This window comes from Halomonas sp. JB37 (assembly GCF_002332255.1).
Lineage (GTDB): Bacteria > Pseudomonadota > Gammaproteobacteria > Pseudomonadales > Halomonadaceae > Vreelandella > Vreelandella casei.
Genome location: NZ_NRGW01000001.1, coordinates 2,682,630 through 2,701,563, shown reverse-complemented (window position 1 = coordinate 2,701,563; position 18,934 = coordinate 2,682,630). Strand labels below are relative to the sequence as shown.

Sequence of the window (18,934 nt, the reverse complement as noted above, 5' to 3'; positions counted from 1 at the left end):
TGCTTGTCTAGACTAGGCATACCTGTATAGATAAAGCGGCTGCCTGTTATGAGGCGCCAAGCGGGTCTAGGCCTGCTTGGCGTAGCATATCGCATAGTGCAATCAGCGGTAGCCCAATCAGCGCGTTGGGGTCGCGACCCTCCAGTTTTTCAAACAGCGCAATGCCTAATCCTTCCATTCGAAAGCTGCCAGCACTGTCCAGCGGCTGCTCTTTGGTGACGTAATTTTCGATTTCCTGGGTGCTCAGGGTGCGAAAAACGACCTCGAAAGGCTCCACGTGCACGTGATGGCGCTGATGGCGTGTATCTAAAAGTGCGAGCCCGGTGAGAAATGTGACGCGCTGGCCGGAAAAGCGAGCAAGGTTGGCGCGTGCTTTTTCTGACGTATGCGGCTTGCCGATAATATCGCCTTCAAATACCGCGACTTGATCGGAACCGATAATGCAGTGATGTGGAAAGCGCGTTGCAACAGCATTGGCTTTGCTAAGCGCGAGGCGATGCACTAACGCATGCGGTGTTTCGCCGCTACGCGGTGTTTCATCAATGTCAGGCGAGTAGCATTGGTAAGGAAGCTGCAGGCGGTCAAGTAGCTCGCGTCGCCAGCGTGAGCTGGAGGCCAGTATCAGCTCGGTTGTTAATGGTTCGGTCATTGGTGAAGTCACAAAAGCTCCTGGCAGCGGTTGTTTCTGCTGTGATTGGGTTAATGCAGTGTTTAAGTAGAGCGTCGAAGCAGTAGAGTGTAGCGAAAGCAGTTAAACCTGCCTATTGGGGGATTGATTAAGCCCCAGATGGGCTGTTTATTGAGCCCTATTCGGGTTATTTATTGAGGAAGCTATGAAGAATTGCACCGACGGCTTTGACACCAGCAGGGGGAGTGCCTATCATTGCGCGCCTATGTTGACCTCACAACTCCCCAGCCGGGTTGAGCCTTATAAGCTTGCAGCCCGCCACGAACGAATCGAAGGCTTGGTAGCGCTTGATAAGCTGCCACGTCTTGCCGATGAAGCGGGTGTCCAAACTGGCGACTGTCATGTCGTGCTTGAGTTTGGCGTCGATGCTCAAGGCCGTCGTGAAATTCGTGGCCACTTGCAAGCGGCGTTAGCGCTTGCCTGCCGACGCTGCCTGGTGCCGCTGCCTCAACAGGTGGACAGTGACTTTCTGCTTGGAATGATCACTGATGAAGCCTTAGCGGCCGAGCTGCCTGCGAGTCATGAACCGGTGCTGGTGGAAAAGGAACAGCTGGATCTTCTGACCGTGGTTGAGGATGAATTGATTCTTAGCCTGCCTCAGGTGGTCTATCACGATGAAGCCGAATGTCATGTCTCGGCGGAGCAGCTGGTCAGCAAAACAGAAGGCGCGGCGACAGAAGTAACGCCAGCGACGAACCCTTTCGCGGTGCTGAATGTCTTGAAAGGCAAAAAATAAGCACCCTTTACCTTAAATACCTTGGAGTAAACACCCATGGCAGTTCAGCAGAATCGTAAAACTCGTTCCAAGCGCGGCATGCGTCGTAGCCACGATGCACTGACCGGCCCGACTCTGTCTCAGGACAAAGAAACCGGTACTACTCACCTGCGTCACCACGTTGCCTCAGATGGCTTCTACCGTGGTCGTAAGGTTGTTGAGGTATAAGTCTCAACGGCACTGTTAAGCGGCTAAACGGATTCGGTGCGGTATGCGTCTAGCGATTGATGTAATGGGGGGTGACCAAGGCCCTCGTGCAATTGTCGCTGGCTCTGCCAGGGCTGTGGTAGAAAACCCAGGCCTAGAGCTGATTTTGTTTGGCCCGCGTCAGCAGATTCTTGCTGAGCTTTCGCGCTTGCCGCAGCCATTGGCTGCGGCAGCGTCGCGTTTGGTGGTCTGTGATGCTCCCGATAGCATCATGCCATCTGCGACGGCTGCCTGGGCATTGCGCAAAGGTCGTTCGAGTAGCATGGCGCATATGTTGCGCAGCGTTGCTCGGGGCGAAGCAGATGCGGGTGTCAGCGCGGGTAATACGGCCGCGTTGGTGGCGCTTGCACGGCGAGAGCTGGGAATGATCAAGGGTATTTCTCGCCCGGCGATCAGTACTGCAATCCCGGCTCGCGCTGGGCGTCGCTGCTATTTGCTTGATTTAGGCGCTAACGTTGATTCGCCTGCGAGTCGGTTGGTTGATTTTGCGCTCATGGGCGCGGCGATGGCGCAATGTGTCGATAGTACGGCGGTGCCTCGGGTGGCGCTGCTTAACGTTGGCTCAGAAGCAACCAAAGGAAGCGCTAGCGTGCGGGAGGCCGATCGTCTGCTGCGTGAGTATGCTAACGATGATGCCTTTACCTATGAAGGCTATGCCGAAGGTGGTGATCTGTTTAAGGGTCAGCTTGACGTAGTGGTATGCGACGGCTTTGTAGGTAATGCTGTGCTTAAGGCAAGCGAAGGCTTGACAAGTATGTTGGTCGAACGCGTACAGATGGCATTTGAATCGCGTCTGAGTGGTCGTTTGGCAAGTCTACTGGCCAAGCCTGTGTTGAAGCGGTTGAAGCGAGAGCTTGATCCTGTTCGCTATAATGGGGCTAGTTTATTAGGGCTGCGTGGGATTGTGGTGAAAAGTCACGGCAGTACGCATGCCGATGGTTTTTACTACGCTATTCAGCGGGCTCTAAAGGAAGTAGAACACAATTTACCTGCGAGGATCGCAGGCCGCTGGCAGGCGTCATCATGTGAAAATGATGGTGCTTACTAGCCATGAGTAGATAATAAACGGTAAGAGTTTTTTGCGGGTTATAGGTGGCATCAGGATGTGCCAATAGCCTCGCCTATCGCTCATATGAGCAAATGCCTACTAGAGCAAAGGTGAACGACATGTCTCAACCCCTTGCCCTCATTTTTCCCGGGCAAGGCTCTCAGCAGCTAGGAATGCTGCGAGAGCTGGCCGAGCGCTATAGTGTAGTGGGAACGACATTTGAGGAAGCGTCTGATGCTTTGGGCTATGACTTGTGGAAAGTCGTCCAAGAAGGTCCTGAAGCATCGCTTAATGCAACTGCATGCACCCAGCCTGCGTTGCTCTCTGCAAGCATGGCTATTTGGCGCGTCTGGCAGGAGTTAGAGGGGCCGCGCCCGAGTGTGATGGCTGGCCATAGCTTGGGCGAATACAGTGCGATGGTGTGTGCTGGCGTCATGAGCTTTGCCGAAGGCGTCAATTTAGTACGTCTGCGCGGTGAGGCTATGCAGGAGGCGGTGCCCGCGGGTGAAGGTGGCATGGCGGCGATCCTTGGCTTGGCAGATGATGCTGTCGAGGCTGCTTGTGAAAAGGCGGCTCAGGGTGATGTTGTTTCTGCCGTCAATTATAACTCTCCGGGGCAGGTGGTTATTGCCGGCGCTAAAGCGGCCGTTGAGCGGGCAATGGTAGCCTGCCAAGAGGCGGGTGCTAAGCGCGCTATGGCGCTGCCGGTTTCGGTGCCATCGCACTGTGCGTTGATGCGACCTGCTGCTGAACGGTTGGAGGCGGCTATGCAGACTATTGAGCTGCGAACGCCGCGCTATCAAGTGATCCAGAATGTTGATGCCCAGGCCCATGCCGATATTGCGACACTGCGTACACGCCTTATTGAGCAGCTGTATCAGCCGGTGCGCTGGAGTGCTTGCGTTGAAGTGATGGCAAGCCAGGGCGTTGAGGTATTTATTGAGTGCGGGCCAGGAAAGGTGTTGACTGGTCTTAATAAGCGTATCGTGAAGGGTAGTAAGGGGCTGGCAGTGAATGATCCTGACAGCCTTAACTCGGCGCTAGCGCTAGCGCGTGAAACGTTGATTGGCAAAGCGTGACCGCAGGCTGTTTTGATCGCTATCCTAACGTGTAGACACGGTTGAAGGCAGAACGTTATGACGCAAGAACGTAGAGTGGCACTAGTAACTGGTGCGAGTCGTGGCATTGGGCAAGCGATTGCCCGCGAGCTAGGTCGCCAGGGCCGTGTTGTGATTGGCACGGCCACGAGCGAGTCGGGCGCTGAAAAAATTGATGCCGATCTCAAAGAGAATGGCATTGAAGGAGCCGGCCTATGCTTGAATGTGACTGATCAGGCCAGCATTGATGACGTGTTGAAAACCATCACTGCGCGCTTTGGTGCGCCGACTATTTTGGTTAACAGTGCGGGTATCACGCGCGACAATTTGCTAATGCGCATGAAAGAGGACGAGTGGGACTCCGTCATGGATACCAACTTGAAATCTGTCTACCGTGTAAGCAAAGCCTGCTTGCGTGGTATGACCAAAGCGCGTTTTGGGCGTATCGTGTCGATTAGTTCTGTAGTGGCAACCATGGGCAACCTGGGCCAAACTAACTATGCGGCCGCCAAAGCGGGAATGGAGGGCTTTAGTCGCGCTTTGGCTCGAGAGGTTTCCTCGCGCGCCATTACGGTTAACGCAGTGGCGCCGGGGTTTATCGCCACTGATATGACCGGAGCGCTGCCTGAGGCGCAGCATGAAATGTTGCTTAAGCAAATTCCGTTGGCTCGTTTAGGGGCGCCGGAAGAGATCGCCGCAGCGGTGGGTTTTTTGACCAGTGAAGCAGCCGGTTATATTACCGGAGAGACGCTTCACGTTAACGGCGGCATGAATATGCGTTGATGGCCTTGGGCTTGGCGGTTGCGTCGATCCAAGGGCGTCTATAAACTACCCCGCAGCTTTTGGCTTGCGGTTTCCAAATAGCTGGTTATCAAAAACGGCTAATGTGAACGACTGGAGTACGTTAATGAGTACTATTGAAGAGCGCGTGAAGAAAGTTGTAGCAGAACGCCTGAACGTTAAAGAAGAAGACATCCAAAACAGTTCTTCTTTTACAGAAGACTTGGGTGCTGACTCGCTCGACACCGTTGAGCTGGTAATGGCTTTGGAAGAGGAATTTGATACTGAAATTCCTGATGAAGAAGCTGAAAAAATCACCACGGTTCAAGAAGCCATCGATTACGTGAACGCCCACCAGTAAGGGCTGTATCGATGCATCGAACCTGGGTGGGGTGCTAGCACCCGCCTTAAGAGCCGTCCTTTCGCAGGGCGGCTTTTTTGCTTTGCTGCAACAATGCTTATAACGTTCAAAGTCCGTTATACTATTGACCAAATTTAAGCAGCAAATGACCCAAGTGGGTTGCATCACCATGGATGCATGGAGGAAAGCAGATGGCACGGAAAAGGGTAGTGGTAACTGGGCTAGGCCTGGTGACTCCGGTGGGTAATAGTGTTGATGAGTCGTGGGCTAACATTGTTGCAGGCAAAAGTGGCATTACACCGATTGAACATTTCGACACCAGCGGATTTAACACCCGCTTTGGTGGTTCTATTAAAAACTTTGATATTAGTCCGTATCTGAGCCCTAAAGACGCCCGTAAAATGGATCTATTTATCCAATACGGCATGGCAGCGGGTGCCCAGGCAGTTGAAGACTCGGGCATCGAGTGCAGCGAAGAAAATGCCGATCGTATCGGTGTGGCTATTGGCTCAGGCATTGGTGGTTTGCCAATGATTGAGCATAACCACAACGCGTTGAATAAAGGCGGCGCTCGTAAGGTGTCACCGTTCTTTGTGCCAGGCTCTATCATCAATATGATTTCCGGCAACATGGCGATTCAGCATGGTTTTAGAGGGCCCAATATTGCGATTACGACGGCCTGCACGTCAGGCACGCATAATATTGGTTACAGCGCGCGTACGATTGCCTATGGCGATGCTGACGTCATGGTTTGTGGCGGGGCAGAAATGGCCACCACGCCGCTTGGTCTGGGTGGGTTTTCTGCCGCGCGCGCGCTTTCCACGCGCAACGATGACCCGCAGGCTGCTAGCCGCCCGTGGGATAAGGATCGTGATGGCTTTGTATTATCTGACGGTGCCGGTGTACTGGTACTTGAAGAGTATGAACATGCCAAAGCCCGTGGCGCGCACATGTATGCTGAGCTAGTGGGGTTCGGTATGAGTGACGACGCGTACCATATGACCTCGCCACCCGAAGATGGTCGCGGCGCGGCGCTCTCTATGCGTAATGCGATTAGAGATGCCCAGATAGATGTGTCCAAGCTGCATTATATCAATGCTCATGGAACGTCGACGGCCGCCGGGGATTTAGCCGAGAGCCGTGCTATTGAAAGCGTGCTGGGTGATGCCGCTAATAGCGTGGCCGTCAGCTCGACCAAATCAATGATTGGGCATTTGCTGGGTGCGGCTGGTGCGGTAGAAGCAGTATTTTGCATCTTAGCTATCCGTGATCAGGTGGCGCCACCAACGATTAATTTGGATAACCCGCAGGAAGGCTGCAATCTTGATTACGTGCCGCATACCGCCCGTGACATGCTTATTGAGATGACGCTGTCTAACTCGTTTGGCTTTGGTGGCACTAACGGCTCGCTGCTATTTAAGAAAGTTTAGTCAGCGATGATGCTGCCCCCGCTGTCAGCTGATGAGCCTGCGTTTGAGGGTCAAGTGCCCTTCGATGATCGTGGGCTCGCGTACGGTGACGGCGTGTTTGAAACCGTGCTGTTGCGCGCGGGCAAGCCCGTCTTGTGGGATTACCACATGGCGCGCCTGAGGCAAGGGTGCCAACGACTGGGTATCAACGTGCCTTGCCCAGCGTCGCTTGAGGCGACTTGGCAGGGCGCGCCTACGGCCACCCTGGAAGTGCTGAAAATTATCCTGACTCGGGGCACCGGTGGCCGCGGCTATGCTCAGCCGGACACAGTAGTGCCGCGCTTGCTCAGCCGACGAACGCCATTTCAGCCGTCGGCTGAGCGCTGGCGTTCGGGGGTCACGGTACGGCTTTGTGACCTTCGCTTAAGTCGTCAGCCGCGACTGGCGGGTATAAAACACCTTAACCGCTTGGAAAACGTACTGGCTCGCCAAGAGTGGAACGATGCCGGTATCGCTGAAGGCCTGCTCGTCGATAGCGACGATGTTGTCGTGGAGGCTACCAGCATGAACGTGTTCTGGCAGCAGGCGGGGGAGGTGTTTACACCGCTGACTGACCAGTGCGGTGTTGCAGGCACCCTGAGTGCCGCACTAGTGGATCAGGGGGCTGTAAAGCAAGCAACGCTGCGGCTTAGTCAATTGCCGGCGGTAGAGCAATGCTGGGTGGCGAACTCTGTCCAGGGTATGTGGCCCGTTAACACGCTATTGGCAGCCGACGGCTCAGTGCTAAAGCGCTGGCCTGCATGTGAAGGGGATTCTCTGCAGCGTTTGGCGCACCAGTTATTAGGCTATGCGCCAGAATCCTATTAGGTATATCGCCCCGCAATTTTCAACGAGGTGTCATGGTGAAACGGTTATTTACCGCTTTGTTAGTACTAGTGGTCGTTGGGGCTGCAAGCGTAGTGGGCGGCTATTTTTATTGGCAGAGTCGGTTAAATGCGCCGCTCGCCCTCGATGCGCCAATGCTTTACCAGGTTCCTTCTGGTGCCGGATTCAATCAGGTGGTTGCGCAACTAGAAGCGCAAGGCGTGGTAGACGATGCCTGGGCATTCCAGCTGTTGGCGAAGGTCGAGCCAGAGCGTATGCCGCGTTTACGTACTGGCGAGTACCAGCTATTGCCTGAAATGAGTGGGCTGGAAATGATGGCGCTTCTGGGCAGTGACAAGGTCGTGACCTACTCGCTGACTATTCCTGAGGGCTGGTCATTTCGGCAAATGCGCGAGTTGCTGAATGCAGCACCGAAGCTTGCACACCGTACAGCAGATATGAGCGATGCCGAGGTCATGACGCTGCTTGGCCGCGAAGACGTATTTCCGGAAGGCTGGTTTTTTCCCGATACCTATCGCTATCACCTAGGTATGAGCGATGTGGATGTTTTGCGGCAATCCCTGGCGCGCATGGAGCGTATTCTTGACGACGTTTGGGAAGAGCGCGGCGATGATTTAACGATTGAGTCTGCTTACGAAGCGCTCATTATGGCCTCGTTAATTGAGCGTGAGACCGGTGCACCGCAGGAGCGCAATGAGATTGCCGGTGTGTTTAAACGGCGCATGGAGCAAGGCATGCGCTTACAAACTGATCCAACGGTTATTTACGGTATGGGTGAGCGTTATGACGGGCGGATTACCCGTGCTGACCTGCGTGAGGCAACGCCTTACAATACCTATGTGATTGACGGCATGCCGCCAACGCCCATTGCCATGCCGGGGCGCGCGTCTTTAGAGGCCGCGGTGAATCCGTTGCCGGGTGAAACGCTTTACTTCGTTTCCCGTGGGGATGGTACTCACCAGTTCTCGCGTACGCTGCGTGAGCATAATAATGCCGTCAATCGCTATATTCGTAATCGATAATCGTCGAGATCTTTCGCCAATGATTCATCACTGACGATTCATCACCACAGTAAGGAAGCACGATGACTAAGCGTGGACGCTTCATTACGCTGGAAGGCGGTGAGGGCGTGGGAAAATCCACTAATGTAGGCTTCGTCGCCGGGTGTTTGAAAGCCCAGGGCCTGGAGGTGGTGCGTACCCGCGAGCCGGGTGGTACCGAGCGCGGCGAAGCTATTCGCGCATTGTTGTTGGACCCCGCCCCTCTAGAGTCGCTGCATGTCGACGCTGAGCTGCTGTTGATGTTTGCTGCGCGAGCACAGCATCTGGCGGAAAAAATCCTGCCTGCGCTGGCCCGTGGTGCCTGGGTGGTGTGCGACCGTTTTACCGATGCTACCTTTGCTTACCAGGGCGGCGGTCGAGGCATCCCTGTAGCGCGCATCGCTGTATTAGAAGCGTTTGTTCAGCAGGGCCTTGCGCCCGATTTGACGCTGCTGCTCGATATGCCTGAGGCAGCTGCGAAGCAACGCCTAGAATCACGACTACGTGACCGCTCAGAGCAGCGGGATCGTTTTGAACAAGAGCACGCCAATTTCTTTCAGGCCGTGCGGAGCGCCTATTTAGCGCGTGCCGAGCAGGCGCCCGAGCGTTTTGCCGTGATTGATGCCCAATACACACTAGACAACGTTCAAGCACAAATTCGTCAAGCGCTGATGGCGCGGGTTGCTGAATGGTATTAACCGGCGTTATGCCGTGGCATCAAGCCACCTGGCAGCAGTTAATCCGCTTGGCTGACGGGGGACGAATGCCCCATGCGCTCCTCATTAACGGTGCGCATGGCGTTGGCAAGCAGCAGCTTGCCGAAGCGTTGATCGCCCGAACGCTATGTGCAGGCCCTGCAGATCTTGCCTGTGGGCACTGCCATAGCTGTTCCATGCTGGCATCCGGGTATCATCCGGACCTGCTGCGCGTCTCGCCGGAAGAGGGCAAGCGCCAGATTCGTATTGATCCCATTCGCGAGGTTAACCGCTTTGTCTCGCAAACGGCTCAGCAGGGCGGTTATCGCGTCATTGTTATTTCTCCCGCGGAGGCAATGAACATCGCTGCCGCCAATGCGCTGCTTAAAAGCCTTGAGGAGCCCGGTGAAAAGACGCTGTTTATCCTGCTGTCAGACGTGCCTTCGCGCATGCTGCCTACCGTCCGCTCTCGTTGCCAGCAGTGGTCGCTACCTACTGTTGCCTTTGAAGCGTGCCGTGGATGGCTAATTGAGCAGCTTAACAGCGCTGATGAAGCCTACTTTTGGTGGCAAGTGGCGGGCGGTCTGCCGCTGCTTGCCGTTGAGCTGGCGGCGCCGGAAGAGCGCGCCCTGCGCCATAAGATTCACGACAGTTTTGAGCAGCTAGTACGCGGCGCCGAGCCCGTTTCAGAAGCCGCGCGCTTGGATCGCCAGGCGATTGATGCCATCTTGTGGTACGGTATTGCCTGGCTTGAAGACTTGATTCGCTTAGGTTTATCCGGCGATGCGGCGGTGCTGCATAACCCTGATCTTGAGCCTCTTTATCGGCAAGCGGTTAAAAATGGTCGAGTGCAAGACTGGTTTCGCTTGCTGGACTACGCTCGTGAGCAGCGGCGGCTATTGTCGGCGGGGGCCAACCCCAATCCCCAGCTGGTGCTAGAAGCATGGCTAGTGCGCTGGGCGGCGCTGCTACGTTCATAGCCGCGTTAACGCTCTTATCGCTCGCCATGCAACGAGGTCGCTATGACAGCTCAGAAAGCGCTATCACTCAACGTTCCCGATGTAGCAACGCTGCTCTCTGCATACATGCCTTTTCTGAATCGCGGCGGCATCTTTATTCCCACGCTAACGCCTTACGCGATGGGCCAGCAGGTTTTTTTATTACTCACGTTGCCGGGCGAAAGCCAGCGTCGCTCAGTGACTGGGCAGGTTGCATGGGTGTCGCCCGAAGGCGTTAGCGGTCAACGTATTGCTGGTATTGGCATGCACTTTAGCCCGCAAGATTCATCAGTACGTGAACGGATTGAAACGCTGCTTGCCGGCCAGTTAGATGGCGCCGCGCCCTCGTTCACGCTCTGAATAATACTTCTCTGAATAACACTGCTCTGAATAACACTGCTCTGAATAACACTGTTTAGCTTCTTTTCCTTCGCTGTCGAGACCCGCATGTTTGTCGATTCCCACTGTCATCTAGATCGTTTATCCGACCAGACCCATGGAGGCGATCTCGCCGTCACCTTGGCGGCTGCGCGCGCTGCCCACGTTAGTCAATTTCTGGCCGTTGCGGTCAACTTAGATGATATGCCTGCGCTAGCGGCGATAGCGCGTGATCATCAAGATGTGGCGATTTCGGCAGGCCTGCACCCGCTGCATACGCCTGAAAGAGAGCCCAGCGTTGAGGATATTAAAGACGCTGCTGAGCGGTACGGCGCGGTAGCCATCGGGGAAACGGGCCTGGATTATCACTACCGCGATAGCGTCCCCGTTGACGTGCAGCATGAGCGCTTCAAGCGTCATTTGATTGCCGCGCGGGAGCTTGCCCTGCCGGTGATTATTCACACACGAGAAGCCAAAGAGGAAACCCTGGCCCTGCTGCGCGAACATAGCGACCCTCAAGTGGGCGGTGTATTACACTGTTTCACTGAGGACTTAGCGATGGCGCGTGAAGCGGTGCGGCTAGGCTTTTATATTTCCCTCTCGGGTATTATTACTTTCGGTAATGCAGCGGCGCTGCGAGAGCTGGCCCGCCAGCTGCCGTTGGATCGCTTGCTTATTGAGACCGATAGCCCTTATCTGGCGCCAGTACCTCATCGTGGCAAGCCCAACCAGCCTGCCTGGGTAGTGGCCGTCGCCGAGTGTATTGCTCAAGAACGGGGCATCAGCGTTGATGAAGTCGCGATGCAAACCACCGCGAATTTTTATCAACTGTTTCGTGCGGCCGCGCCTGATACCCCCGCACATGTTAAAGAGGCGCTTGCGCAATCGGGGCTTGTGTAGCCTGGTAGGGTCATCGGCATGATTAAACGAGGTGGGTGATGAATATTGATCGACTGATACAGCAGCGCGATTCAGCAGAAGAAAATGCCAGCGCTATCCCTCCTTTAGACGAGTGGCATCCAGCGCTTTGCGGTGACATGAATCTAAGTATTCATGCTGATGGCACCTGGTGGCACGAGGGGCGGCCGTTTGCCCGCACTAAGGTGGCCCGTTTGCTAGCAACGCTGCTGCGCCAAGATGCCGACGGCTACTGCTTAGTGACGCCAGTTGAGCGCTGGCGCGTTCAGGTTGAAGATCTTCCGCTGGTCGCTGTTGAAGCCGACTTTCATGACGATGCCTGGTGGTTCACCACCCAGTTTGATGACGTCGTTCGCTTAGATGCCGACCATCCGCTTAGCGTTACTTTAAACTCCCAGGGTGAGCGAGTGCCGCAGCTGCCGGTACGTTTTGGGCTAGCCGCACGGCTGCATCGCAACGTCTACTATCAGTTGGTTGAGGCCGCAGAGGCCCGCGATGTTGGTAATGGCGTGACCGAGATTGGCTTAATCAGCGCCGGGGACTGGTTTGCGCTGGGCCAGCTGGACGATGATACAACAGGCGAGGCGCCGTGAAGTTAACCGCTGAACAGCAAGCCGTTGTTAATCATAGTACTGGGCACGCGCGAGTAGCGGCCGTCGCGGGGGCAGGCAAGACCACGACCATGGCTGCCCGAGTGCTGTATTTATTGGCAAGCGGCGTGCCGTCCAAGCGTATTTTGGTACTGATGTTTAACCGCTCTGCGAAGGATGATTTTCAGCGCCGCTTAGCGTCGATGGCGCCTGCCGGGCAAGTGCTGCCCGATGTGCGGACCTTTCATTCGCTGGGGCACCGCTTAACACAAAGCCTAAGCCGCTGGGGCGCGCTTGCCTCACGTCACCTGTTATCCGCCGATTGGCAGTTAGAAAGGCTACTTCGTCAAGCGAGCCTTAATGTGCTGCAGGATGCCGTCGAGCGCCGTGATGCTGCCCTGGAAGGCGACCGGCTTGAAACCCTGGCGCACTTTTGTGGCTTAGTGAAAGCGGAAATGATAACGCCTGAGGCGCTTTACGAGCGGCTTAATTTCGATGCCGATACCGACTATTTTCCGGCCGCTTTTGTCGAAGCAGAGCGGCTATTAGCGTCAGAAGGTGTAATGACGTATGCCGACTTACTTTATCGACCGCTGCAGGCTTTAGAAGCGGATAGCGCGCTACGGGATCGTGTTGAAGGATTTCTCGATCACGTTATTATTGATGAATATCAGGATATTAACGCCGCGCAGCAGCGTCTTTTATCCGTGCTCGTTGGTACTCACGCCAGCGTAATGGCCGTCGGGGATGCTAATCAGTGTATTTATGAGTGGCGTGGTGCGAAGCCCGATACCATGCTAGAGAATTTTACCGCCACTTTTGGCGATGCTACCGACTATCCGCTCTCGACTACCTTTCGCCACGGCCATGCCCTGGCGCTGGCCGCTAATCATGCTATCGCCGCTAATCAGCGTCGCCCTAACCAGCTGTGCCTCGCTGCACCCAATAATCCAGAGACCCGGCTGCTAGTAGGACAAGGTAGCCGCTTGCTACTTGATGCGTTGATGGACTGGCAGGCCCAGGGGCGGGCGCTTAATGAAACCAGTGTGCTGGTGCGCAGCTGGGCGCTGTCGGTGCCGTTTCAACTGGCGTTGTTACAGGCCGGTATTCCGTTTCGCCTTCAGCGAGAGGATCGATTTGTCTTTCGTCTGCCGCTGGTGCAGGCGCTGGCGGGCTATTTAAAGCTATCACGCCGTCCAGGTCTTCTGCGTGACCCACAGCAGCTCTTGTTACTACTTTCCCAGCCGACTCCGTTTGTTGCCCGTGAGCGGCTGCAGCGTCTAGCCCAGCAACTGGCCGCTACTCAGCAGTGGCCAGAGCGGCATGATCCGATGCTGACAGAGTTAAAGCCAATCCAGCGCCGCACGTTAAAAAAGCGCTGGGTGTTGCTGTGTGAGTTGCCTCAACTGGGTGCTTGGCCGCCAGCAAAGCTGTTAAGGCATGTCGTCGACAGCATTGACGCGGAAAAAACGCTCAAGCGGGCCGCCGCGCGTCGCGACAAGGGCGAAGAGGACGTTCGGCTTCTTGACGTGCTAATCGAACAGGCGCAGAGCGTCCAAGATCCCGATGCCTTTATCGAGCTGCTAGAACGCCCGGTAGAGAACCAGGCGGGTGGCGTGCTTATTAGTACCGTACATGGCGCCAAAGGGCTGGAATGGCCACTGGTTGCCGTGGCCGGTGTCAATGAGGAAGATTTTCCCCACTACAGTCGCGATAATCCACTCAGCGACGAGCGCTTAGAGGAGGAGCGGCGGCTTTTCTACGTGGCGATTACGCGAGCTCAAGAGCAATTGTTAGTACTTCATGATGGTGGTGCCCATCGTCCTAGTCGCTTTATTGCTGAAAGCGCTTGGCAGGACAGTATGCGCGTGGCGTCTTGCTTGGCGAGCAGCAGTGCGCCAGCGACTTCGTTGCAGGTGACTTCGGTTGGATTAGTTGAACGCTATTTAATGCGCTTAGGTCGTGACGATATTGTGCTTGCCGCGGCGCAGGTTGAAGAGGCTAAAGCAGCGTATGCTGCAGGCACGCATTTTTATCCCGGACAGCGGCTTTTGCATGCGGTGTTTGGAGAGGGGGAAATCGCGGCAGTAGAGGGAAATGCCAGTGATCCGGTCATTGATGTGCGCTTTGATCAGGCTGGACGGCGGCGGCTTATTGCCCGCCGTGCACCGATTGAACTGCTGGAAACGCCGCAAAAAGCCGTGCTTTGATAGCGTGGCGGGAAAGCACGTGTGCTCAGCGCGTTACGGCTATTCGCTAGCCATAACGCGACTGATGGCATCGCAGAGTATGGATTACATATTGGGGTAGTTAGGCCCACCGCCGCCTTCTGGTGCTACCCAGGTGATATTTTGCGCCGGGTCTTTAATATCGCAGGTTTTGCAGTGCACGCAGTTTTGAAAGTTAATCTGAAAGCGTGGCTGTCCGGCGCTATCCTCAACCACTTCATAAACACCGGCCGGGCAGTAGCGCTGCGCCGGCTCGGCGTACTTGGGCAAGTTATCGCGAATCGGTAGCTCTGGGTCATCCAGATGCAAATGACACGGCTGGTCTTCTTCATGGTTGGTGTTCGACAGAAATACTGAAGTGGGCTTGTCAAAAGAAAGCTTACCGTCCGGCTTGGGATAGTTGATCTTTTCAAACTCAGCCGCAGGTTTTAAAGCCCCATAGTCAGTGGTGGTGTCGTGCACGCTGGGCAGTTTGTTGCCCAACAGCTGGTGCGCAAAATTATATGCGCCGCCGCCAACGGTGCCGTATTTATGGATCGCAGGGCCGAAGCTGGCGCTTTCTTTCAGCTCTTGATAGGCCCAGCTAGCTTCCCATTTGTGAGTAAAGCTGGTTAATTCCTGCGCGCCTTCGTCGCCAACCTTGATTGCTTCAAATACACTCTCTGCCGCCACCAGGCCTGATTTCATGGCGGTGTGCAGACCCTTAATTTTAGAAAAATTGAGGGTGCCCGCATCACAGCCTATAAGTAGGCCGCCTGGAAAGGTCATTTTGGGCAGGCTATTTAACCCCCCTTTAGTGATGGCTCTGGCGCCGTAAGCAACCCGCTTGCCGCCTTCTAAATACTGGCTAAGCACTGGGTGGTGTTTCATGCGCTGAAACTCATCAAACGGCGACAGCCATGGATTCTGATAGCCTAAATCCATTATCAAACCCACCACGACCTGCTGATTTTCCGCGTGATAGAGAAACCAGCCGCCGTGGGTGTTCTTATCTAGCGGCCAGCCTGAACCGTGTACTACTAGCCCGGGTTCATGCTTATCAGCAGGCACGTCCCACAGCTCTTTTAAGCCGATGCCGTAATGCTGAGGGTCGCACCCCGCATCTAATGAGAAGTCTTTAATTAAACGTTTGCCTAGGTGGCCGCGCGCGCCCTCTGCGAACAGCGTGTATTTGGCGCGCAGTTCCATACCGGGCATATGGCCATCTTTGGGCGTGCCGTCGACGCTGACACCCATATCACCAATGAGGATGCCGCGCACGGCGCCATCTTCAATAATGACCTCTTGGGCAGCGAAGCCTGGGAATATTTCAACGCCTAACGATTCGGCCTGCTCGCCCAGCCAACGGCATAGATTGCCCGCGCTAATAACGTAGCGTGGCTGCTTGCTGCCGGTGTTATGCATGCTCTTAGGTACGAGCGCATTAGGCACTTTTTGCGCTTTTTCGGCGTCTTTCAGTAAGAAAACATCGTCGCGAATCGCCGGGGTCGTCAGCGGTGCGCCGCGCTCTTTCCAGTCCGGGAATAGTTCTGTTAGCGCGCGGGGTTCAAACACCGCGCCTGACAGAATATGCGCGCCAACTTCGGAACCCTTTTCTACCACGCAGACCGTGAACTCTTGCTCTGCATCGTTGGCCTGTTGCATCAGGCGGCAAGCAGCGGCAAGCCCGGACGGGCCGGCGCCGACAATGACGACATCGAAGTCCATTACATCGCGTTCAACAGTTTCCACCCGGTTTCTCCTTATTCTCGTTAAGTGCCGCCGATTACTGAAACTAGCTGACAAGAGAGCTAGTGCATAAAAGGCTGGCCTTAATTTAAAACGGTCGTTTGCTTCTGGTTGTTGCTCATCATAGGCATAATACCTGTGTCACGTCACGCCTACGATGGCTAAAGCAGCATTTCTCAACGCTGTGCCGCGTTGTTTCTCAGCCTTATAGCCCAGGCTTGAACCAGTGGCTATTGTTGCTAGCCGGTAGGCTGTGGCAAATTGGTAGCGTTTTTCAACGCTGTGGCAATCAAACGCGCACATGAATTTTAGGGCGTGGCTCGGCTATTAGCGCCTAGCGGCGCCTAGGTTAAGTGTTTCAAGTCGATATTTGATAACACGTTAGTATTTGATAACACGTTGGTATTTGATAGGAGGTGCCTGCTTGGCGGGTGCCGTCTCCGGTTAACGGCTTTTCTTACAAGACAAGCGAGGAATCTATGAAAGTACTCGTCGCGGTTAAACGCGTCATCGACTACAACGTCAAAATTCGCGTTAAAGCGGATCATTCAGACGTTGATCTGACGAATGTCAAAATGGCCATGAACCCCTTCTGCGAAATTGCCGTGGAAGAAGCAGTGCGTCTAAAAGAGAAGGGCGTGGCCACGGAAGTGATCGCCGTTTCTGTCGGCCCTAAAGCTGCGCAAGAGCAACTGCGTACCGCGCTGGCGCTGGGCGCCGATCGCGCTATTCATATTGAAACTAACGAGCGCGTGGAATCCCTGGCGGTAGCCAAGCTGCTGGCCAAAGTGGTCGACGAAGAGCAGCCCAGCCTGGTGATTCTCGGCAAGCAGGCGATTGACACCGACAATAACCAAACCGGCCAAATGCTCGCCGCGCTGACCGGCTTGCCCCAAGGCACGTTTGCCTCTGAAGTGGCGGTCGACGGCGACAGCGTTAACGTCACCCGCGAAATCGACGGCGGTCTGCAAACCATCGCCCTGACGTTGCCTGCGATTGTGACCACCGACCTACGGCTCAACGAGCCACGCTACGCCAAGCTGCCCGACATCATGAAGGCCAAGAAAAAGCCGCTGGATGTTAAAACCCCCGCCGACTACGGCATTGAGGTGGCCTCCAAGGTCAGCCTGCTCAAAGTGGAATCGCCGCCTGAGCGCAAAGGCGGCGTCAAAGTTGCCTCGGTAGACGAGCTGGTCGACAAACTGAAAAACGAAGCCAAAGTACTTTAATAAACCAAGGTACTTTAATAGGAGCTGACTTTATGAGCATTTTGGTACTTGCCGACCTGCACGAAGGCCAACTAGCTGGCGCCACCGCCCACGTTGTGGCGGCCGCGAAAGAGATGGGTGGTGATATTGATGTTCTGGTTGTCGGCGAAGGCGTACAGGCCGCCGCTGAGGCTGCCGCCAAATTGGATGGCGTTAGCAAAGTGCGCGTGGCCGACAACGCGGTCTACGCCCATCAGCTAGCCGAGCCCATGGGCGCGCTGCTGGTTGAGCTTGCCGGTGATTACACCCACGTCCTCGCCAGCGCCTCCACGACCGGCAAAAACGTCCTGCCACGCCTAGCCGCGTTAAAAGACGTTAGCCAGCTTTCTGACATTATTGCCGTCGAAAGCGCTGACACCTTCAAGCGCCCGATTTATGCCGGCAATGCGATTGCCACGGTGAAAAGTGACGATGCGCTGAAAGTCATCACCGTTCGCACCACCGGCTTTGATGCCGTGGGCGAAGGTAACAACGCCCCGGTAGAGGCGGTCGATACGGTGGTTGAAAACAGCCAGTCGCGCTTTGTCAAAGAAGAACTGGCGACGTCCGATCGCCCCGAGCTAGGCGGCGCCAAGGTGGTGATCTCCGGCGGTCGCGGCATGGGCAATGGCGAGAACTTCAAGCTGCTCGACGGCATTGCTGACAAGCTGGACGCGGCCATTGGCGCATCTCGCGCCGCGGTAGACGCAGGCTTTGTGCCTAACGACATGCAGGTCGGGCAAACGGGCAAGATCGTCGCCCCAGACTTGTACATCGCGGTGGGTATTTCTGGCGCGATTCAGCACCTGGCGGGCATGAAAGACTCTAAAGTAATCGTCGCGATCAACAAAGACGACGAAGCGCCGATCTTCCAAGTGGCCGATTACGGCCTGGTTGGTGACCTGTTCGAGATCCTGCCTGAGCTTGAGAGTAAGCTGTAGGTGCTAAGATAAAGAGTAAGAAAAACCACTTCGGTGGTTGAAAATCTGCGGGCTGACCGCATATCAGTAGTGTAAGCAACGAAAGCCACTCAAGGAGATGATGATATGGCACATACATTACCCGAACTGCCGTACGCATATGACGCTCTCGAACCGAACATTGATGCGATGACGATGGAAATTCACCATTCTCGTCACCATCAAACCTACATCACTAACCTGAATGCCGCGTTAGAAGGTACAGGTCTTGAAGATGTTCCCGTTGAAGAGCTGGTTGCTAATCTGGATCGCGTTCCAGAAGCCAAGCGCCAAGCGGTTATCAACAATGGCGGCGGCCATGCCAACCACTCTATGTTTTGGCAGATGCTATCGACCAACGCTGGTGGTAAGCCGCAGGGCGGTGTTGCTAAAGCAATCGACGCTGAACTGGGTGGCTTAGAAGCTTTCCAGGAAGAGTTCAAGAAAGCGGCGGTTGGTCGTTTTGGCAGCGGCTGGGCGTGGCTGTCTCTGACGCCCGAGAAGAAGCTGGTAATGGAAAACACGTTGAACCAGGATAGCCCGCTGATGCACGGCAACACGCCGCTGCTCGTTCTGGATGTTTGGGAACACGCCTACTATCTGAAATACCAAAATAAGCGTCCTGACTACATTGCCGCGTTTTTTAACGTTGTGAATTGGGAAGACGTTGAGCGTCGCTACCAAGCAGCGATTAGCTGATACTGCAGTGATTTACTAGCAACGTTTGCTCGTAAAGCTGTGAAAAACCGTCCACTTTTTAGTGGGCGGTTTTTTCGTTATAGGGCGCAGAGTTAGCGCTGAATTGTCAATACAACTAAAAAGAAAAATACCACATGTGCTTGAATTGATTTTTAAGTGGTCTATATATAGTATCCATGGTGCCTTTGAGAGGGGAGGGGCGCT

Annotated in this window: 20 protein-coding genes; 18 read left to right on the top strand and 2 right to left on the bottom strand. The window is 55.0% G+C overall.

The window, feature by feature from the left end:
* Nucleotides 1-46: 46 nt before the first annotated feature.
* A complete protein-coding gene (locus CIK78_RS12575; RefSeq protein ID WP_096280600.1) occupies nucleotides 47-649 on the bottom strand; it encodes a nucleoside triphosphate pyrophosphatase in 603 nt (200 codons plus the stop codon).
* Between the two features lie 244 nt (nucleotides 650-893).
* Between CIK78_RS12575 and CIK78_RS12570 the strand changes: the two genes are divergently transcribed.
* The 15 genes from CIK78_RS12570 (at nucleotide 894) to CIK78_RS12500 (ending at nucleotide 14,079) form a co-directional block, all read left to right on the top strand.
* The gene (locus CIK78_RS12570; protein ID WP_096282376.1) at nucleotides 894-1,424 is read left to right on the top strand and encodes a YceD family protein; all 531 of its coding nucleotides are present in this window, start codon (nucleotides 894-896) and stop codon (nucleotides 1,422-1,424) included.
* Between the two features lie 36 nt (nucleotides 1,425-1,460).
* Nucleotides 1,461-1,631, top strand: a complete 171-nt coding sequence (gene rpmF / locus CIK78_RS12565; protein WP_096280598.1) for a 50S ribosomal protein L32 — start codon at nucleotides 1,461-1,463, stop codon at nucleotides 1,629-1,631.
* Nucleotides 1,632-1,674: 43 nt separating this feature from the next.
* Nucleotides 1,675-2,718 carry a phosphate acyltransferase PlsX gene (gene plsX / locus CIK78_RS12560; RefSeq protein ID WP_096280596.1) on the top strand — a complete coding sequence of 348 codons (1,044 nt, stop codon included), beginning with the start codon at nucleotides 1,675-1,677 and terminating at the stop codon, nucleotides 2,716-2,718.
* A 119-nt stretch (nucleotides 2,719-2,837) separates the two neighbouring features.
* On the top strand, nucleotides 2,838-3,797 hold the full coding sequence (fabD, locus tag CIK78_RS12555; protein ID WP_096280592.1) for an ACP S-malonyltransferase: 960 nt from the start codon (nucleotides 2,838-2,840) through the stop codon (nucleotides 3,795-3,797).
* A gap of 57 nt (nucleotides 3,798-3,854) precedes the next feature.
* Nucleotides 3,855-4,598 (top strand): 3-oxoacyl-ACP reductase FabG, encoded by a 744-nt coding sequence (gene fabG / locus CIK78_RS12550; protein WP_096280590.1) that lies wholly within the window; start codon nucleotides 3,855-3,857, stop codon nucleotides 4,596-4,598.
* 124 nt (nucleotides 4,599-4,722) lie between these two features.
* A complete protein-coding gene (acpP, locus tag CIK78_RS12545; protein WP_008956801.1) occupies nucleotides 4,723-4,956 on the top strand; it encodes an acyl carrier protein in 234 nt (77 codons plus the stop codon).
* Between the two features lie 191 nt (nucleotides 4,957-5,147).
* Nucleotides 5,148-6,386: a beta-ketoacyl-ACP synthase II gene (fabF, locus tag CIK78_RS12540; RefSeq protein WP_096280586.1), complete on the top strand. Its 1,239-nt coding sequence runs from the start codon at nucleotides 5,148-5,150 to the stop codon at nucleotides 6,384-6,386.
* Between the two features lie 9 nt (nucleotides 6,387-6,395).
* Nucleotides 6,396-7,232 (top strand): aminodeoxychorismate lyase, encoded by an 837-nt coding sequence (gene pabC / locus CIK78_RS12535; RefSeq protein ID WP_096282375.1) that lies wholly within the window; start codon nucleotides 6,396-6,398, stop codon nucleotides 7,230-7,232.
* Nucleotides 7,233-7,264: 32 nt separating this feature from the next.
* Nucleotides 7,265-8,272, top strand: coding sequence for an endolytic transglycosylase MltG (mltG, locus tag CIK78_RS12530; RefSeq protein ID WP_096280584.1), 1,008 nt, complete (start codon nucleotides 7,265-7,267; stop codon nucleotides 8,270-8,272).
* A 62-nt stretch (nucleotides 8,273-8,334) separates the two neighbouring features.
* On the top strand, nucleotides 8,335-8,988 hold the full coding sequence (tmk, locus tag CIK78_RS12525; RefSeq protein WP_096280582.1) for a dTMP kinase: 654 nt from the start codon (nucleotides 8,335-8,337) through the stop codon (nucleotides 8,986-8,988).
* Nucleotides 8,979-9,965: a DNA polymerase III subunit delta' gene (locus tag CIK78_RS12520; protein ID WP_096280579.1), complete on the top strand. Its 987-nt coding sequence runs from the start codon at nucleotides 8,979-8,981 to the stop codon at nucleotides 9,963-9,965. Before tmk ends, CIK78_RS12520 begins: the two co-directional genes overlap by 10 nt.
* 42 nt (nucleotides 9,966-10,007) lie before the next feature.
* Entirely contained in the window at nucleotides 10,008-10,343 is a 336-nt protein-coding gene (locus CIK78_RS12515) for a PilZ domain-containing protein (RefSeq protein WP_096280576.1), read from the top strand.
* An 87-nt stretch (nucleotides 10,344-10,430) separates the two neighbouring features.
* On the top strand, nucleotides 10,431-11,261 hold the full coding sequence (locus tag CIK78_RS12510) for a TatD family hydrolase (RefSeq protein WP_096280573.1): 831 nt from the start codon (nucleotides 10,431-10,433) through the stop codon (nucleotides 11,259-11,261).
* Between the two features lie 38 nt (nucleotides 11,262-11,299).
* Nucleotides 11,300-11,872, top strand: coding sequence for a DUF1285 domain-containing protein (locus tag CIK78_RS12505; protein WP_096280570.1), 573 nt, complete (start codon nucleotides 11,300-11,302; stop codon nucleotides 11,870-11,872).
* On the top strand, nucleotides 11,869-14,079 hold the full coding sequence (locus CIK78_RS12500) for an ATP-dependent helicase (protein ID WP_096280567.1): 2,211 nt from the start codon (nucleotides 11,869-11,871) through the stop codon (nucleotides 14,077-14,079). Before CIK78_RS12505 ends, CIK78_RS12500 begins: the two co-directional genes overlap by 4 nt.
* Before the next feature lie 84 nt (nucleotides 14,080-14,163).
* Here the strand turns inward: CIK78_RS12500 and CIK78_RS12495 are convergent, their stop codons facing one another.
* Nucleotides 14,164-15,828: an electron transfer flavoprotein-ubiquinone oxidoreductase gene (locus CIK78_RS12495; protein ID WP_096280564.1), complete on the bottom strand. Its 1,665-nt coding sequence runs from the start codon at nucleotides 15,826-15,828 to the stop codon at nucleotides 14,164-14,166.
* Nucleotides 15,829-16,304: 476 nt separating this feature from the next.
* On the opposite strand from CIK78_RS12495, the gene CIK78_RS12490 reads away from it, so the two are divergent.
* The 3 genes from CIK78_RS12490 to CIK78_RS12480 all read left to right on the top strand — a co-directional run bounded on the left by CIK78_RS12490 (nucleotide 16,305) and on the right by CIK78_RS12480 (nucleotide 18,730).
* The gene (locus CIK78_RS12490; RefSeq protein WP_096280562.1) at nucleotides 16,305-17,054 is read left to right on the top strand and encodes an electron transfer flavoprotein subunit beta/FixA family protein; all 750 of its coding nucleotides are present in this window, start codon (nucleotides 16,305-16,307) and stop codon (nucleotides 17,052-17,054) included.
* Nucleotides 17,055-17,086: 32 nt separating this feature from the next.
* Entirely contained in the window at nucleotides 17,087-18,013 is a 927-nt protein-coding gene (locus CIK78_RS12485) for an FAD-binding protein (RefSeq protein ID WP_096280559.1), read from the top strand.
* 105 nt (nucleotides 18,014-18,118) lie between these two features.
* Nucleotides 18,119-18,730: a superoxide dismutase gene (locus CIK78_RS12480; protein WP_096280556.1), complete on the top strand. Its 612-nt coding sequence runs from the start codon at nucleotides 18,119-18,121 to the stop codon at nucleotides 18,728-18,730.
* The last annotated feature ends 204 nt before the right edge of the window (nucleotides 18,731-18,934 follow it).

What these genes read in the sequence shown, in the direction of transcription:
- CIK78_RS12520 (WP_096280579.1), top strand. Translation starts at nt 8,979, where the DNA reads ATGGTATTAACCGGCGTTATGCCGTGGCATCAAGCCACCTGGCAGCAG.
- CIK78_RS12490 (WP_096280562.1), top strand. Translation starts at nt 16,305, where the DNA reads ATGAAAGTACTCGTCGCGGTTAAACGCGTCATCGACTACAACGTCAAA.
- CIK78_RS12510 (WP_096280573.1), top strand. Translation starts at nt 10,431, where the DNA reads ATGTTTGTCGATTCCCACTGTCATCTAGATCGTTTATCCGACCAGACC.
- fabD (WP_096280592.1), top strand. Translation starts at nt 2,838, where the DNA reads ATGTCTCAACCCCTTGCCCTCATTTTTCCCGGGCAAGGCTCTCAGCAG.
- CIK78_RS12570 (WP_096282376.1), top strand. Translation starts at nt 894, where the DNA reads ATGTTGACCTCACAACTCCCCAGCCGGGTTGAGCCTTATAAGCTTGCA.
- CIK78_RS12515 (WP_096280576.1), top strand. Translation starts at nt 10,008, where the DNA reads ATGACAGCTCAGAAAGCGCTATCACTCAACGTTCCCGATGTAGCAACG.
- CIK78_RS12505 (WP_096280570.1), top strand. Translation starts at nt 11,300, where the DNA reads ATGAATATTGATCGACTGATACAGCAGCGCGATTCAGCAGAAGAAAAT.
- acpP (WP_008956801.1), top strand. Translation starts at nt 4,723, where the DNA reads ATGAGTACTATTGAAGAGCGCGTGAAGAAAGTTGTAGCAGAACGCCTG.
- CIK78_RS12485 (WP_096280559.1), top strand. Translation starts at nt 17,087, where the DNA reads ATGAGCATTTTGGTACTTGCCGACCTGCACGAAGGCCAACTAGCTGGC.
- tmk (WP_096280582.1), top strand. Translation starts at nt 8,335, where the DNA reads ATGACTAAGCGTGGACGCTTCATTACGCTGGAAGGCGGTGAGGGCGTG.
- CIK78_RS12480 (WP_096280556.1), top strand. Translation starts at nt 18,119, where the DNA reads ATGGCACATACATTACCCGAACTGCCGTACGCATATGACGCTCTCGAA.
- plsX (WP_096280596.1), top strand. Translation starts at nt 1,675, where the DNA reads ATGCGTCTAGCGATTGATGTAATGGGGGGTGACCAAGGCCCTCGTGCA.
- pabC (WP_096282375.1), top strand. Translation starts at nt 6,396, where the DNA reads ATGCTGCCCCCGCTGTCAGCTGATGAGCCTGCGTTTGAGGGTCAAGTG.
- fabG (WP_096280590.1), top strand. Translation starts at nt 3,855, where the DNA reads ATGACGCAAGAACGTAGAGTGGCACTAGTAACTGGTGCGAGTCGTGGC.
- mltG (WP_096280584.1), top strand. Translation starts at nt 7,265, where the DNA reads ATGGTGAAACGGTTATTTACCGCTTTGTTAGTACTAGTGGTCGTTGGG.
- fabF (WP_096280586.1), top strand. Translation starts at nt 5,148, where the DNA reads ATGGCACGGAAAAGGGTAGTGGTAACTGGGCTAGGCCTGGTGACTCCG.
- CIK78_RS12575 (WP_096280600.1), bottom strand. Translation starts at nt 649, where the DNA reads ATGACCGAACCATTAACAACCGAGCTGATACTGGCCTCCAGCTCACGC.
- rpmF (WP_096280598.1), top strand. Translation starts at nt 1,461, where the DNA reads ATGGCAGTTCAGCAGAATCGTAAAACTCGTTCCAAGCGCGGCATGCGT.